At 65.0% G+C, this 15,641-nt stretch carries 13 protein-coding genes; 5 read left to right on the forward strand and 8 right to left on the reverse strand.

Annotated features, from left to right (window positions below):
* Positions 1-88: 88 nt before the first annotated feature.
* The 7 genes from ACLBWH_RS11470 to ACLBWH_RS11500 all read right to left on the reverse strand — a co-directional run bounded on the left by ACLBWH_RS11470 (position 89) and on the right by ACLBWH_RS11500 (position 10,105).
* Positions 89-907, reverse strand: coding sequence for a YncE family protein (locus ACLBWH_RS11470; protein WP_447798925.1), 819 nt, complete (start codon positions 905-907; stop codon positions 89-91).
* Complete coding sequence (locus ACLBWH_RS11475) at positions 907-3,504, reverse strand: TonB-dependent receptor (RefSeq protein ID WP_447798927.1); 2,598 nt, start codon at positions 3,502-3,504, stop codon at positions 907-909. The genes ACLBWH_RS11470 and ACLBWH_RS11475 overlap by 1 nt, the downstream gene beginning before the upstream one ends.
* Before the next feature lie 86 nt (positions 3,505-3,590).
* Positions 3,591-5,126, reverse strand: a complete 1,536-nt coding sequence (locus ACLBWH_RS11480; protein WP_447798929.1) for an alkaline phosphatase D family protein — start codon at positions 5,124-5,126, stop codon at positions 3,591-3,593.
* A 98-nt stretch (positions 5,127-5,224) separates the two neighbouring features.
* Positions 5,225-7,942 (reverse strand): TonB-dependent receptor domain-containing protein, encoded by a 2,718-nt coding sequence (locus ACLBWH_RS11485; protein ID WP_447798930.1) that lies wholly within the window; start codon positions 7,940-7,942, stop codon positions 5,225-5,227.
* A gap of 67 nt (positions 7,943-8,009) precedes the next feature.
* Complete coding sequence (locus ACLBWH_RS11490) at positions 8,010-8,951, reverse strand: FecR family protein (RefSeq protein WP_447798932.1); 942 nt, start codon at positions 8,949-8,951, stop codon at positions 8,010-8,012.
* Entirely contained in the window at positions 8,924-9,496 is a 573-nt protein-coding gene (locus tag ACLBWH_RS11495) for an RNA polymerase sigma factor (RefSeq protein ID WP_447798933.1), read from the reverse strand. The genes ACLBWH_RS11490 and ACLBWH_RS11495 overlap by 28 nt, the downstream gene beginning before the upstream one ends.
* A gap of 336 nt (positions 9,497-9,832) precedes the next feature.
* Entirely contained in the window at positions 9,833-10,105 is a 273-nt protein-coding gene (locus ACLBWH_RS11500) for a PadR family transcriptional regulator (RefSeq protein WP_447798935.1), read from the reverse strand.
* Positions 10,106-10,558: 453 nt separating this feature from the next.
* Between ACLBWH_RS11500 and ACLBWH_RS11505 the strand changes: the two genes are divergently transcribed.
* From ACLBWH_RS11505 to ACLBWH_RS11520, 4 genes are read left to right on the forward strand one after another with little or no spacing between them, the layout of a single operon-like run.
* Positions 10,559-10,963 (forward strand): DUF305 domain-containing protein, encoded by a 405-nt coding sequence (locus ACLBWH_RS11505; RefSeq protein ID WP_447798937.1) that lies wholly within the window; start codon positions 10,559-10,561, stop codon positions 10,961-10,963.
* Between the two features lies 1 nt (position 10,964).
* A complete protein-coding gene (locus ACLBWH_RS11510; RefSeq protein WP_447798939.1) occupies positions 10,965-12,491 on the forward strand; it encodes a YncE family protein in 1,527 nt (508 codons plus the stop codon).
* Position 12,492: 1 nt separating this feature from the next.
* On the forward strand, positions 12,493-13,002 hold the full coding sequence (locus ACLBWH_RS11515) for an RNA polymerase sigma factor (RefSeq protein ID WP_447798941.1): 510 nt from the start codon (positions 12,493-12,495) through the stop codon (positions 13,000-13,002).
* On the forward strand, positions 12,999-13,763 hold the full coding sequence (locus ACLBWH_RS11520; RefSeq protein ID WP_447798943.1) for an anti-sigma factor family protein: 765 nt from the start codon (positions 12,999-13,001) through the stop codon (positions 13,761-13,763). The genes ACLBWH_RS11515 and ACLBWH_RS11520 overlap by 4 nt, the downstream gene beginning before the upstream one ends.
* Positions 13,764-13,857: 94 nt before the next feature.
* Here the strand turns inward: ACLBWH_RS11520 and ACLBWH_RS11525 are convergent, their stop codons facing one another.
* Positions 13,858-14,610, reverse strand: a complete 753-nt coding sequence (locus ACLBWH_RS11525) for an SDR family NAD(P)-dependent oxidoreductase (protein ID WP_447798945.1) — start codon at positions 14,608-14,610, stop codon at positions 13,858-13,860.
* A 127-nt stretch (positions 14,611-14,737) separates the two neighbouring features.
* Between ACLBWH_RS11525 and ACLBWH_RS11530 the strand changes: the two genes are divergently transcribed.
* Positions 14,738-15,628, forward strand: coding sequence for a LysR family transcriptional regulator (locus ACLBWH_RS11530; RefSeq protein ID WP_447798946.1), 891 nt, complete (start codon positions 14,738-14,740; stop codon positions 15,626-15,628).
* Positions 15,629-15,641: the final 13 nt, after the last annotated feature.

A 15,641-nucleotide genomic window follows, 5' to 3' on the forward strand; every position in this document is an offset into this window, starting at 1 on the left:
TCCGCTGCCAACATGAATGAATGGCAGAAGGTTGAGAGCTGAAAAGAGGCCGCAAATGACCGGATGTGGGTCTTCCCCGACTGCTATCCTAGGGCCTGATCATGGGGATCTTGCTCGCCACGACGTTCTTCGTCTCGCGGTCAAGCGACCATAGCGTACGCGGTGTCGAGCGATCCCAAGCGATTGCCTGACCGCCAGTGGACAGTGAAATCGTCGCGACGTGCTTAAGGACGCTGCCGGCTTCCGGAAGGCGCAGCGCATAGAGTTCCGGGCGATCGTGGCCGGTGACGTAGAGCAGCCCGTCGTTGCCCCAGGATCCGCCCGAACAGCTCATCGGCGCAAAGCGGGCCAGCACGCTGTCTGGGAAATGCCACGATCCGGTGCTGCGGAACTGCACGTCGAACCGCACCAGCAGCGTCCAGCGGTGATCGTGGCCGGGTTCGCCGCCGCGCGCCTCGGGGTAATTGGCATAACCCGCGAACCAGGCATCGCCGCGCCGTTCGATCCAGGTCAGCGATCCCGGCATCGGCGGCAGGCTGATGCTGCGGATGTGACGCAGTGTTCGCGTGTCGAATATCTCGACCACGCTCGACATCGGCACCGCAGGATAATTGGACGCGGCGCAGACCAGTTCGGCGCCGTCGACCACGCACGAGTTCATGTGCGGGTAGAGCGCGCGCGGCCCCTCCCATTGCGCGACGCGCTTGCCGGTCGCTCTGTCGTATTTGCCGATGCGGTTGTTGCTCAGCGGGTAGAAGTATCGCGCATCTACCGCGACGCCTTGCCTGGCTTCCTCGGCAACGAAGCGTGACACGACGGTCGCCGGGGCGAGCGTCGGGACGGTGTCCTGCGCGCTGCTGGCGGAGGCCAGTAGCGCGGTCGAGATCAGGGCGAACGCGGTGCGCATCAGAACTTCACCGATACGCCGCCGTAGAAGGTCCGGCCATAGCGTTCGTTCTGGATAATCCAGTCCTTGCGGTTGCCCTGATACTGCCGGGTCGGCGCGTCGGTCAGGTTCTGCGCCTCGGCGAAGACCGTGACGTTATCGAGGAGGGCTACGCTTGCCTTGGCATCGAGCCGCTTGAGGTCATCGTTCGACTGGTCCTGATAGTCGAGCGCACCGACCGCGAGCAGCGCGTGGCCGGTATTGTGATAGGCGACCGAGGCCTCGACCGGGCCCCGCTGGTAGAACAGCTCGGCTCCATAGAGATATTCCGACTGGCTGGGGAAGGTCGAGGTGCGTCCGGTTGGCAGCCGCAGCGTCGAATCCGTCAGCGTGCCGGTCAGCTGGATGCCGAGCCCGGACAGCACGCCCGGCAGGAAGGTGAACTGCTGCTGGAACTGGGCTTCGATGCCGACGATGTCGCCCTTGTCGGCGTTGAACGGCTGCGCGATCGCCAGCGTCGCATATTCGACGCCGTTGTAGACGGTGTTGGTGAGCGTGGTGGTCTGCGTGAAGATCGGGTTCTTGATCAGCTTGGCGAACACGCCGACGCTGAACAGCCCGCCGCGTGCGAAATACCATTCGCCCGAGACGTCGAGATTGTCCGCGCGATACGGTTTCAGATCGGGATTGCCGAGCGCGACGATGCCGTTGCCGGTGTCGATCGAGCCGCCCGGAGACAGGCTGTTGTATTCCGGACGACCAAGACTGCGTGAGTAGGAGGCGCGCAGGACGGTCTGTTCGTTCGGCTTGATCCGCACGATCAGCGACGGCAGCCAGTCGTTGTAATCGGTCTTGCGGGTCAGTGGCACGACGGTCGCGGTGTTCTGCAACTGGTAGCCTGTGACGGTCAGCCGGGTATGTTCGAAACGCAGCCCAGGCGTGACCGTGAGCGCGCCGAACGCGAGGTTGGCCATCACATAGCCCGAACCGACATCCTCCTTCAGCTGGAAGTCGCTGATCGTATTGTTGGTCAGCGAGGTTGCGCGGTTGAGCACGAACAGATTGCCGGCGAGCTGCGCGGCGGTGAACGCCTTGATCGCGGCCGGATCGATCAGCGGGGTGTTCACATAGCCCTTGTCGGTATCGCTGTCGTCGGGATGCACCGTGACCGATCCGCCCTGGAGGTCGTACTGGCCGAGCGTGAAGCGGGTGGCGGCATTGGCGCCGCGATCATAGACCGGGTTACTCTGGTCGAAGTCGCGGTCGGAGATGCGGTATTTCGCGCCGACCTTGAAGAAGCTCTCGCCGCCCAGGTCGTAGGTCGCGTCGAGCTTGCCCTGCCAGATCTTCTCGACGCCGCGCTGCGTCTGCTGGTTGTACTGGCGGAACTGCAGCTGGTTGGCGGTGCAGTCGGCGACCGGCGCGGCGGTGTAGATGGTGTCGGTGAAGTCGAACCTGACCGGGCCGGGATTGCAGCGGAACTGCCACGTGCTGAAGCGGTCGAGCACGGTGTTGCGGCTGCGCGAGCCGGCATATTCGAGCTTCAGTTTGTCGATCTCGGTCGAACCGCCAACCATCGCGGTCGCGATCGTCTTCACCTTGTAGTCGAGCCGCAGGTCCTGGCGGCGTTCGGTGCCGGTGCCTGCCACGCCGGTCTGCGAACTGGGCGTGCCGGGCGCCGATCCGGTCAGGCCGTTGGCGTCGAACGTAAACGGCGTGCTGGTGAAATCGAGCCGGTAGCGGCCGCGGACCTCGTCCTCGATGAACTTTGAATAGACCCCGCGGACGTAGAAGGTCTGATGATCGCTCGGGTGCCAGTCGAGCGAGCCGGCGCCACCGATGCGGGTGCGGGTGAGGTTGTATTCGGTGTATTTGATGTTGGTCGGGACGCCGCCGCGTGCCGCACCTGCGACCGGGCGCCAGTCGTCGGGGTAGAAGCCGTCGCTGGTGAAATCGCGCTTTGAATAGCTGCCGCCGAGCACGATGCCGAACTGTTCGTTGGCGCCGAAGCGCTTCGCGATGCTGGCGTCGGCCTGGTACGGGACCTTGCCGTTGAGCTCCTGGTACCCAGCCTTGGCGGTGGCGGCGAGCGCGAAGGGTTCCTCGAAGTCGAATGCGGTCTCGGTGACGAGGTTGATCGTGCCGCCGATACCCTGGCCGTCCATGTCCGCGGTCTTGACCTTGGCGACCTCGACGCGGTTGACCAGTTGGCCAGAGACGATGTCGAGCGGCAGTGCGCGGGTGGTGCCGTCGGGGTTGCCGATCTCGAGCCCGTTGAGCGTGTAGCCGTTGAGCGTCGAGGGCACGCCGCGAACCGAGGCGTAGCGCCCTTCGCCCTGGTCGTAGGTGACGCCGACGCCGGGCAGATGCTCGATCACCTCGGCGACGTTGCGGTCGGGCAGGCGGCCGATATCGTCCGCGGCTGCGACGTCGATCACGCCGATCGCGTCGCGCTTGGCGGCGAGCGCGCGGGCCTGGCTGGCGCGCTGGCCGGTGATGACGATGTCGGCTTCGGGTGCATCGTCGGTTGGCGGTACGGTCTGCGCTGCGAGCGTCGTGGCGGTGGTGAGCGCGAGCAGCGAGGCGGTGAGCGATATGGCGGTACGGAGGCGGTTCATAATGGTCCCCTTTGGAACGGCGCTCGCTTTCGGCTGCCGGTCAGATGTTCGTGATGCTGAGGCGTCGCCGCGGTGGCGCGCCGGTTTCAGGCCGCCTGCAGCCTCGGCCTGCGGTCTTCGACGACGTATCTGGTCAGGTCGTACGCCTCGGTCCGCGCATCGAGCGGGTTGCGGAGTGCGCGGAACGCGACGTCGCACTGCGTCGGCGTCACGTCGATGCGGCCATAACCGCGCACGTCGTTGCGTGCGAAGCGATAGGCCGGCAGGTCGGCGGTGTTCTGCACCAGCAGCTTGTCCCCCGCCTGCGTGGCGATCGACCCGCCCACAAAGCAGGGCGCCAGCGCCTTGCCGCGGTAGCTGATGTCGCTGGCGACGAAGGCGTGGATGTCCCCGCCGATCACCAGCGGGTTCGACACATTGGCGTCCTGCCATCGCGCGAACAGGCGGTTGCGCGATGCCTGATAGCCTTGCCACGTATCGACCGTCTGCATGTCGGCGTGAGCGTCCGGATGCGCGGGGTCGCGGCGCGGATAGGGCGTGATCTGCGTCTGTTGCGTCAGGATATTCCAGCGCGCCTTGGTTGCCGACAAGGTATCCAGCAGCCACTTCTCCTGCGGCATGCCGAGGATCGACGCCTTCGGATCGTGGAGGTCGGGGCAATCCTTGACGACTGACACCGACATCTCGCCGCGGACATGCGACTGGCAGCCACGTGGCGAGCGGTATTGCCGGTCGTCGAGCACCTGGAACTGCGCCAGCCGGCCCCAGTCGAGCGTCCGGTACAGCCGCATGTCGGGGCCGTGCGGGCGCGAATAGGCGCGCAGCGGCATGAACTCGTAATAGGCGTGGTACGCCGCCGCGCGCCGCCGCGCCATGATCGCGGGATCGCTGTTATGCTGGTCGGCCAAGTCGGCATAGTCGTTTATGACCTCGTGATCGTCCCACGTCACGATCCACGGCGCGACTGCGTGCGCCGCCTGCAGCAGCGGATCAAGCCGATAGGTCGCGTAGCGCACGCGGTAGCCGTCGAGGTCGACCGGCGCAGGATTGAGATGGACCCGCGGCGTGCCGATCGAAGGGTCTTCTTCGTAGATGTAATCGCCGAGGAAGACGATCAGATCGGGATCTTCGGCGACGGTGTTGGCCCAGGCGCCGAACTGTGCGTCCTCGTATTTCTGGCACGACCCGAAGCAGAAGCGCAGCCGCTCGGGTACCGCGTGGCGGGCAGGGGCGGTGCGCGTCCGGCCGATCGCGCTTGCCTCGCCACCGGCGATGAACCGGTACCAATAAGGGCGGCCCGATTGGAGCCCGCTCACCTCTACATGCACCGAATGACCCCATGCAGGTTCGGCGACTGCATCGCCCGCGCGTACGAGATGGCGCGCGCCGTCGTCGTCATAGATTTCCCACCGCACTGGCACGCGTACGCTTCCCATGCCACCGTCGCCGGTGAGCGGTCGCGTGGCGAGCCGGGTCCATAGCACGACGCCGTCGGGCGTCGGATCGCCCGAGGCGACGCCGAAGCTGAACAGTCGCTCGGGCGTCAGCGCACCGGCGCGTCCGAAGCCGAGCAGGGCAGGGGCGGCAGCGGCCGCGCCGATGATCGTACGCCGGGTGAGCATCAGACTTCACTCCCTTTGGACAGCGACCGGCGCGTATCGCTGCCGGTCTGCCGTTGCATGTCGTGGATGGGCGACACCGTGATGACGGTCGCGGTCGGCTACAGGCTGTATTGCAGGCTCAGCTTGACCAGCCGGCCGAACAGCGGCCGGCCGTAGATCGCCTCCGGGGTGCCCTGGCCGGTCAGCGTGTCCTGTCGCGGATTACCCTCCGACAGGCCGAACGCGTTGGTCAGGTTGGAGACGTTTAGCTGCGCACGAACCGGTCCACGATCGACGATCAGCCCGGCCTGCAGCTCGGTATAGGCGGGCAGGAGAGTGGTGTTGGCGGCATCGACGAACCGGCGGCCGACATGCGCGGCGTTAAGGTAAAGCCGGGTGGCGCTGCCCGCGATGTCGAAATTAACCGCCGGGGTCACGTTGAAGATCAGCTTGGGGATCCGCGCGACGTTGCGTCCGACCCGGAACGCGAAGGGCTGCGTGCTGCCCTGTTCGCGCAGGTTCACCTGCTTGGGCTCCTGGTAGGTCAGGTTGCCGGTCAGCGAGAAGAACGAGGTGGGGTTCAGCGTCAACTCGCCCTCGAACCCCGGCGTGTCGCTCTTGCCGACCAGGACGAAGTTGCGGACCAGATTGGTTTTCGGATCGACCACCGCGGTCGTGACCGAGAGATTATCGAAGCTGTTGGTGAACGCGGTCACGCTCGCCGACAGGAATTTGTTACGATAGCGCGCGCCGATCTCCTTCTGGTCGACATAGCTGTTGGTGACGACCGTGCCGCGCGTGATATTCGACAAGGCGGGGGTCAGCAGGCCGCGGGTGTAACGCGCGAACATCACGAAATTGTCGGCGAATTCGTAGAGGCCACCGATCGTGTAGGAGTTGCCGCCGAACCGTTCCCGGCGCTTGGTGCGCGTGCCCGCCGAGCCGATCACCGCATCGTCCGCCAACGTTTCCCGCGTGCCCAGATTCTGCGTGACGGTGTTGACGCCATAGCCGGACTGCCGGGTGGACTGGTGGCGGAAGCCGCCGTCGATCTGGAGCTTGCCTAGGCGCCAGGTGTCGGCGACGTAGAAGGCAAGTGCGGTACTGTCGACGCCGCCGCCGACGAACGTCGACGCGCCGTAGCGGACGACCCCGTGGTCAGTGACCATGCCCACGGTATTGCCAGCGGCGTCGACCGCGACCAGGTCGAGCAGCCGCGGACGGTTGCGCACCTCGAACAGCATGTCCGCGGCGTACTGGGTCTGGTCGAAATGGTAGCGCGAGAAATAGCCGCCGATCGAGACTTCGTGGGACCCGAACCCGGTCTCGAGCGAACGCCTGGCGGACAGGCTGTCGAACACGTTGTTGAACTTGGTATCGGCGGTTTGATACTGCGCCTGGACGACCAGGTTCCGTGTCGTCGCCGGGTCGAAGCTCTGCTGGCCGGGCGTGGCGCTGTCGGCATAGGCATAGCGAATTCCGACGACGCTAGTGCCGAATGCGGCACGCGCGCGGGTCAGCGCGGCGTTGCGATAGGTGGTCGCGTCCTGCACCGCGGTGGTCGAGAACAGCGAGTCCCCGCTGAGCGTGCCGTCAGTGACGCGGAACAGGTTGCGGAAGGTGAAGCCGCCGAGCGTGACCGTGGCGTCGGCGCCTGCGGTGAAGACGTCGGGGTGACGGCCGTCGGACAGATCGCGCGTCATCGTCGTGCCGGTTGGCGTACCGTCGACCATCCGCAGCCGTGGAAACTGGACGTTGGTAGACGCCAGCGTGCCGCGCAGCGGATCGATCAGGTCCTTCAGGCTGCTGCTGGGATCGCGTGGATCGTTAAGCGGGATCGGCAGATAGAAGATGTTTCGGTCGTTCTGGTATTTCGCATAGACCGTGAGCTCGCCGCGATCGTCGCGATAGGTGACGTTGGCGCGCAGCTGTCCGCCCTTGTCGGCGGTGAAGCCGGTCTTGCGCAGGCCGTCGCCGATCCGGTAGAATCCGCCTGTCGCAAACGTCAGTCTGTCGGCGATCGGGCCGCTGACATAGCCGTCGATTCGCTGCGCGTCGTTGTCTTGCGCGGTCAGCCGGATAGCACCCTTGAAGCGATCGGTGCCCTTGCGGGTGATGAAGTTAATCACGCCGCCGGGCGCGTTGTTGTACAGGATCGGCGAGGTACCGAGCCGAACCGCCTCGACCCGTTCGGTCATCAGGTCGTCGCGGACGAACACGTCGGGCAGGATCGTGCCCTCCTGGTTCTCGTTGAAGATCGGCAGGCCGTCCTCGAGCAACTGGACGAATCGGTAGCCGCCGAGCGGCAGGCCGCGGGTGTACACCGTCGCCGAGACTTCGCCCGAGGTGGCTTCGGCGTAAAAGCCGGGCAGCGAACCGATCAGGTCGGCGGTGCTGAGCGGGCTCTGCTGGTCGATGTCCTCGCGGCGCATGGTGCTGATCGAATAGGGCGCGCGGAACTGCGTCAGCCGGGTGTTCGTGCCGGTCACGACGATGTCGTCCAGCGGGCCATCAGCGGTCGACTCCGGGTTTTGCGCGACGGTCTTGTCGGCCGTGCGCAACGCGATCGTGGACGAGCTTTCGGTCGCGATCTGCAGCGGCAGTCCTTCGAGGAGCCGCAGCAGCGCGGCGCGTGATGTGTAGCGCCCGCGGACCGCGACGGTGCGGCGGCCCTGCAGTCCTTCATAGGGGAACAGCAGCTGGACCCCCGCCTGCTTGCTCCAGCTGTTGAGGGCCTGCGTCGCATCCTGCGCGGGAATGTCGAAGCTCGTCGGCCGCGCATCCTGCGCCAGCACCGGTTGTGCAGCGCACACCACCAGGCTTGCGCCCGCCATCATCAAGTTCCGCATGTCGATCCCCCAGTGCCTGTACCCTGCTGACGCGGGAGGCCCGAGAAACCGCCAGTCAGGCGGGAACTATCTTGTGCGGTTGCGAATAGAGAACGGTCAGCGACCCTTGCTGGCGCACCGCGATCCCGAACGATGCGTGCAGCGCCGCCAGGAAATCGTCGGGGTCGTTCGAGGTGAAGCGGCCGCCCATCCGGATCGCGCGAAGGCTCGGGTCGCCGATCGCGAGCTTGCGGGTCAAATAGCGGTTATAGTCGGCGAGGACCGCGTCCAGCGGCTCGCCGGAGAGGACGATTTCACCACGACGCCAGCCGGCGGCGCGGTCGCGTGCGGTATCTCCGACATCAGGCGTGACCGTCGCCTTGCCGACACCCGCGGTCAATTGCTGCCCCGCACCGACACGGGGTGAGCCTTCCGCGCTTAGAGTGCCGGCCAGAACCAGCACGGTGCTCGCCGCGCCCTGCACGCGCGCGTTGTAGCGGCCCGGCGCCAGACCGGCCTGCACGCTGGCAGTGGTCAACGCGACGTCGCCACGCGCAATATCGAGCGCAATCTCGCCGCGGCCCAGCCAGACCCGCGCGCCGTCGGCATGGTCGGCCCATTCCACCGCGGTGTCGGTGTTGAGATCCAGCCGCGTTCCGTCGCGCAGCAGGATGGTCCGCCGTTCGCCCACCGCCGTCGTCGCCGACGACCGCGCCCAAAGCCGCGTACCGGTCAGGCCGACGCCGACCATCCCCAAGAGCGACGCCGCCTGCAGGAGATGACGACGAGACAGACGCGGCGCTGGATGTGTCGCCGGGGCGATCGGATCGGTCGATGCCAGCGCCCGCGCATCGGACAGGTTCGTCCACATCGCGGCGACCTGCGCAAAGGTCGCTGCGTTGCGCGGATCGCGATCACGCCAGGCCTCGAACGCGGGAAGGTCCGCCTTGCCGCCGTCAAGCGCGACGAGCCAGGCTGCGGCCTGCTCGGTCAGACTTGGCGTTTGCGTCCTTTCCATGGACCGACCTTATCTTCCTGGTACGGGGCCGCCAAGTCGGCGGTTCGCCCGGCCACGAGCATGGCAAGCCCCTTGGCGAGATGCTTCTCTACCGTAGAGACGGACAGCCCGAGCGAGTCCGCTATCGCTTGCGGCGCGAGGCCGTCGAATTTTCGCATCCGTACCACCTTGCGGCATTGCGAGGGCAGACGATCCACAGCCGCGACCAGCGCGGCGAGCTCGGTCTTGCCCGACAGCACGGCCAGCGCGTCGGGACTGTCATCGCGGATCTCCATCAGGTCCGCCGCGGCGATCTGGTCGATCCGAATGATGCGCGCGCGGCGCAATCGGTCGAGCGCGAGGTTGTGGACGACGCGCATCGTAAACCCGACCGGGTTGCCGATTCCCCTCCAGTCGGGGGCGCAGAGCAGCTTGGCATACGCCTCCTGCACCAGATCCTCCGCATCGGCGGCGCCGACCAGCCGTGTCGCCAGCGCACGATAGCGCACCGCGCCGGGCAGCACGGCGTCGATCAGCCATCGGTCTATATCGCGAAGCCAGGCCAAGACGCCCCCCTTGCGAGCCGCTTACTTGCCGTGCGTGACAGTTTGAGGGCGTGACGAACGAATGCCGATAGCCGACGAGAATGCCGACTAGCAGCAGCGCCGCCGCGGGCAGGATAAGTCCCACGATGATAGTGTAGCTCGTCAAAGTCAGCCGCCCTTCGATGTGGGCCGGCAGCTCGCGCCACGCGGTCGTCAGGCAACCGGTGGCGAAGGGCAGTCCGTCGCCTCCCGCAACTGCCGCGTCGAACTCAGCTTCCATCGCCAGCTTCCAGCTGTGACGATGTGGACCGAGGCTCGTCATCGCTATCGCCATCACGATGCGGGCGAGCGACGCGCTCATGCCGGCGCTCCCGCCAAAGCGGAGGGCAGGGCTGCCATCTTCGCTTCACGCGCGAGCGCCAGGCCCTGTGCGGTCAATCGATAGGCATGACGCGGCGGGCGTCCTGGCCCGGTTGGTTCGCGCCATTCGGCCTCGACCAGACGCTGGTCGGTCATGCGCATCAGCAACGGGTAGAGCGTACCAGACTTCAGACCCGTGTCCTTCATCAGGTCATATCCGTGGATCCAGCCCGGCGCCTTCTCGAACAGCGAGGCGAGCAGCGCGATCATCTGCGGAGATGGGCGTCGGGAGCGACTCATGGACAAACCATACATATGTAGAGTTAAGGAGGCAAGCTCAGTGCTCTCCCGTTTGCCATCGGCGAATGCGATCTAAAGGCCGAAAGGCGTGCTTACGCTTAGTAGGGACGTCAGATGAACGGGCGTCCGCTTTCAGGATGCCAAGCGGACGGCCGGAATGTCGGGATGTGGGTCTTTCAGGCCCCAAGCACTGCGTTCGGCAGGCCTTCGTCCACCCAGGCATGGACGGTGGCATGTCACACGAAACCCAGCAGTACGATCACCTTTGTCGTCCAATTCTCCGGTTCATAAGTGAAGTTGGTGTAGGCAGGTGATGCCGATCAACATGACCATCTTTCAGGCGCTTCAAAAATATTCACATCAGGCTGGAATAAAGCCTGACCTGGCAGCGTCTTGGCATCGATCGTTTCATCGGAGGCATCAATGCCAGCCACCAGCCGCCTGTTGCGCCTACTTCTTGCACCAGCATTAGCCTTCAGCGCTGGCGCCGCCCTTGCCGCAATCGATGGCACAGAGCAGCCATACCTCGGCGAGGTGAATGCCGCCATGGACCGGATGATGAAGGCCATGATGGTCAGCCCAACAGGCAACGTCGATGCCGACTTCGTGGCGATGATGGAGCCGCATCATCAAGGCGCCATCGACATGGCCGTTGCGGAACTTCGCTACGGCAAGAACGACCAACTCAAGCGCATAGCGCAGGAAATCATCGTCGATCAGCAGCAGGAGATTGCGGCCATGCGTCTCGCGCTCGGTCAGTCGTTGCCTCCCTCGCAGGCCGCGCCGACCCAGCAAGGCGCTGCGCCCCACGCCCATAAGGAGTCTTGAAATGAACCGTTTCATCCTCGTGGCGGCACTGCTCGCCAGCTCGGCCGGTGCGCAGACCGCTCTTTGGGCAGCACCCGCTGCCATCGAAGCTCCCCTTGTCGACGATCAGGCTCAGGCGCCGGCGTCCGCCGGTGCGGCAGACCCTCGACGCACGCAAGCGCCATGGAGCCGCAAGGGCGTTCCGGTGAGCGGGCATGATCGGATCTATGCGGCTGAGCAATTCTCTAATACGGTGTCCGTTACCGATCCGGCAACCAATACCCTCGTTGGTGTCATCAAGCTGGGGGATGCGCAGCCCGCCAACTTCAGCCCACTCTACAAGGGGCAAGTCCTTGTTCACGGGCTCGGCTTCTCGCCCGATGCGAGAACGCTGGCCGTCGTGTCGATCGGCTCCAATTCCGTGACCTGGATCGACACGGCGACAAACATGGTCAAACATACCACGTATATCGGCCGTAGCCCGCACGAAGCCTTCTTCACGCCGGACGGCAAGGAGGTTTGGGTTACGGTACGCGGCGAGGATTATATTTCCGTACTCGACCCCGGCACCTACGAGGAAACAGGTCGCATCAAGACGCCCGGCGGGCCGGGCATGACGATCTTTTCGCCGGACGGTAAATACGGATACGTGTGCTCTTCCTTCAACCCAGACCTCGTCGTGTTCGACGTGGCAACCCATAAGGAAGCGGGTCGCGTTCGGCAGCCCAGCCCGTTCTGCCCGAACATCGCCGCAAGTCCCGATGGCAAGCAGGTCTGGTTCACGCTGAAGGACGTCGGTAAGACCGTCGCATTCGATGCCAAACCTCCCTTTGCCGTACGCAAGGTGATCGACACGGGGCCGATCACCAACCACGTCAATTTCGCGGTCACGCCGAAGGGGCAATTCGCCTATGTCACCGTCGGTGGCCTCAACGTGGTGAAGGTCTTCCGTACCAAGGACTTTGCACAAGTCGCGACCGTGCCCGTCGGCAAGTTGCCGCATGGCGTCTGGCCGTCCGGCGACGGCTCGCGGATCTACGTCGGCCTGGAGAACGACGACAAACTCGCGGTGATCGACACCGCAAGGAACCGGCTCACGAATATGGTGCCGATCGGTCAGGCACCGCAGGCGATCGCCTATGTGCCGAATGCCGTGCCGGATGGCCCGGGCACGGCAAACCTTCAGCCCCTCGGAAAAGCTGGCAACGCGACGCATCTGATCCTCGCGCCTCGCGGTGTCGCGACCATGAGCCCCACGAGCGTCACCCTGTTCGACCAGGGGTTGATCCAGATCCTGCAAGGCTCCGTGACCGGCCTTGCCCCCGGACATGGTTACGTCCTGGCCCTGTCCGGCCATGCCGACGGCTCGGGCGCTCTGGAACCGCTTGCCAAGTTCATGACCAATCCCGCAGGGTCGGCCATCGTCAACGTGTCAGGTCCCATCCGCCAGATCGTCGCGGGCGGAACGCCGGCCGGGCGGCGGTGGCTCGTCGTTGCGGAGGCCATTGGAGATATGCCGGGCAATGTCCTCCAGGTGCAGCAGGACTGACATGGACCAACGGGCCGTTCTGATCGAACCGTTGATCCCCGGCCTGCGCCGCTATGCGCGCGCATGGCTACGCGACGAGAGCTTGGCAGACGACCTCGTTCAGGATTGCCTAGAGCGCGCCGTCACCTCCTGGCGCCGGAGACACGGGGACGCAGTGCGTCCGTGGCTCTATGCGATCCTGCACAATCTGCTGGTCGATCATGGCCGACGACTTGCGCGGCGCGGAGCGCTCGTCCCCATCGACGCCGCGGAGGGGCCTGCGCTGTCGATTGCGCCCGAGCAGGCGGCTGGTATGGAATATAGTGATCTGATGCGCAGCCTCGATGCCTTACCTCCTGATCAGCGCGCCGCAATCCTGCTCGTGTCGGTCGAGGACCTGTCCTATGCGGATGCGGCCGCCGTTCTGGATGTGCCCATGGGCACGCTGATGTCGCGATTGTCGCGCGGCCGCGACCGCCTTGCGGGGCTGATCGGCGCCGGTGAGCGGCCGAAGCTGCGGAGGGTGAAATGACGGCCCCGATCGGAGAGGATGATCTCATGGCATGGGTCGATGGCCGCCTGCCGCCCGAGCGCGGTCTGCTCATCGACACCTACCTTGCCGAAAATCCCGATCTAGCCAGCCGACTTCGCCTGCAAAAAGACCAGCGGCTCGCGCTTTCGGCGGCTTTCCTTGCCGTTACATCGGCGCCGATCCCCTCTGCAATGCGAGTGGACACCATCGCGGCACGTCGTCGTGCCGGGCCGCAGTGGTGGCATGCGGCGGCTGCGGCTCTGCTGCTGGCCGTGGGCTTTGGTGGCGGATGGGGATTGCGTACCACCACTTTGCCGCCACAGGCGGGCATCGGAGCGCTGGCTCAGGAGGCGACGTACAATTATCGGGTGTATGCCTCTGACTTCCAGCGTAGCGCCGAAATTGGACCTGACGACCGGCGGCAGCTGATCAGTTGGGCGTCACGGCGGATCGGCAGCCGTGTCGCCATACCTGACCTGGCATCGGCGGGTTACAGTTTCGCCGGCGGGCGTCTCGTCGCCACGCCTCACGGGCCTGCCGTCATGTTTCTCTATGAAGGACCATCGAGCACCCGTCTCGCGGTACTTAGCCGACCGATGGAGATCGACAAGGCGGCAAAGATGACCCCGACTATGGAAGGGAATATCAACCGGATAACCTGGGCCGATCGTGGTATCGGCTACAGTGTTGTGGCGCCTCGCTCGCCTGCCGAGCTGCAACCTCTGGCCGATACGATCCAAAGGCAAGCTCTCACCGCATGAGCGACCGGTCCGGGGGGCGGTTCCCTGACGGTGATGTCGGAAGACGCTGCCCGGCCATCTTCAACTGAAGCAGCCGGGCAACGGCAATGCGGTGTCAGATTTGGGTGTGACCGCCATCGACGAAGAGCTCCACGCCGTTGACGAAGCTCGCGTCATCCGATGCGAGGAACAGCACCGCCTTGGCGATCTCGTCTGGCTGACCGACACGACCAGCAGGTATTTGGGTGGCCAGAAAATCCTTGATGCCTTGCGCTTGATCGCCGTTGCCGAAGACCTCATTCAGGCCGGCGGTTTCCGTCGGCCCCGGGCTGACCACGTTCACGCGGATACGCCGGTCCTTAAGATCGAGGATCCAGTTCCGGGCGAAGTTGCGCACGGCAGCCTTGCTCGCGCCGTACACGCTAAAGGCCGGAGTGCCAGATGCGCCGGCGGTCGAACCCGTCAGCACGATCGAAGCCCCGTCCCTGAGCAGTGGCAACGCCTTCTGCACTGTGAAAAGGACGCCCTTCACGTTTGTATCAAAGGTCGTGTCGAACTGCTCCTCCGTGATCGACCCGAGCGGGAGCATCGTTCCACCCCCAGCGTTGGCGAAGATCACGTCAATCTGCGCATGGTGCTGCTGGACGGCGTCGTAGAGGCGATCGATGTCGGCGAGGTTCGTCATGTCGCCCCGCACCCCAGTTGCGCGCCCGCCAATCTGCTTCACCGCGGCATCGAGCACGTCCTGGCGGCGGCCGGTCACGAACACGCGAGCACCCTCGGCAGAAAACGCTTTGGCAGCCGCCAGCCCGATGCCGCTCGTCCCGCCGGTGACCACCACCACCTTGTTATCGAACCGGTCCGTCATTGTTTGCCTCCTTGATCGTAACGACGCAGCGCCGTTGCCCCGCCCAGATGCGACTGAAACGATCATGCTTGTAGCTGGCAATATCAGCACGTACCGTTCCACTGGAGGAACGCTAATGCGAACGGACTTGAATGATCTGGCCTATTTTGCCGAGGTGGTTTCACACGGCGGGTTCGCGGCCGCGGGGCGGGCCTTGCACGAGCCCAAGTCCAAGCTCAGCCGTCGCATCTCTGGCCTGGAGGACCGTCTCGGCCTGCGACTGATCGAACGGTCGAGCCGGCGCTTCCGCGTGACCGAGACGGGGCAAGCCTTTTACGAACGATGCCGGGCGATGTTGGCGGAGGCCGAACAGGCCGAGGCCCTGGTTATGCAGGCGCAGGCCGAGCCGCACGGCCGCATCCGGTTCAGCTGTCCGACCGGTATGATCGAGCCGGTCTCCGGAATTGTTGCTTCGTTCCTCGCCAGCTATCCGAAGGTTCGTCTCCAGCTCGTCGCCACCGACCGCGCCGTCGATCTGATCGAGGAACGGATCGATCTGGCGCTGCGCGTCCGCTCGTCACTGACAAGCGACGCAGCGCTCACCATGCGCTCGCTCGGCACCTCCACGCGCATACTGGTCGCGAGCCCGCAGATCGCCAGCCAGGTGACCGGATTGGAGGAGATGAACACACTTCCGTTGCTGGCCACCGACGACGAAGCCGATGAGGTAGAGTGGCATCTGGAGGCAGAAGACGGCCGCCGTCACACGCTGCGGGCTTTCCCACGCCTTGGCTGCGCTGATCTGGCGGCCGTGCGGCACGCGGCTATCGCAGGTTTGGGCGTCGCGATCTTGCCTGATCGGATATGCCGCAACGCCATAGCGGATGGTAGTCTGGTGCATGTTCTGCCGGAGTGGCGCGGTCTTCAAGGCATCGTGCACCTGGTCTTCACCACCCGGCGCGGATTGGCGCCGGCAGTGCGGGCACTGATCGATCACCTGGCGAAGCATTTTCCGCGCCAGGCGCTTGCGAGTGGGTGATGCTGGGTCGAAA

This window comes from Sphingomonas sp. M6A6_1c (assembly GCF_053345135.1).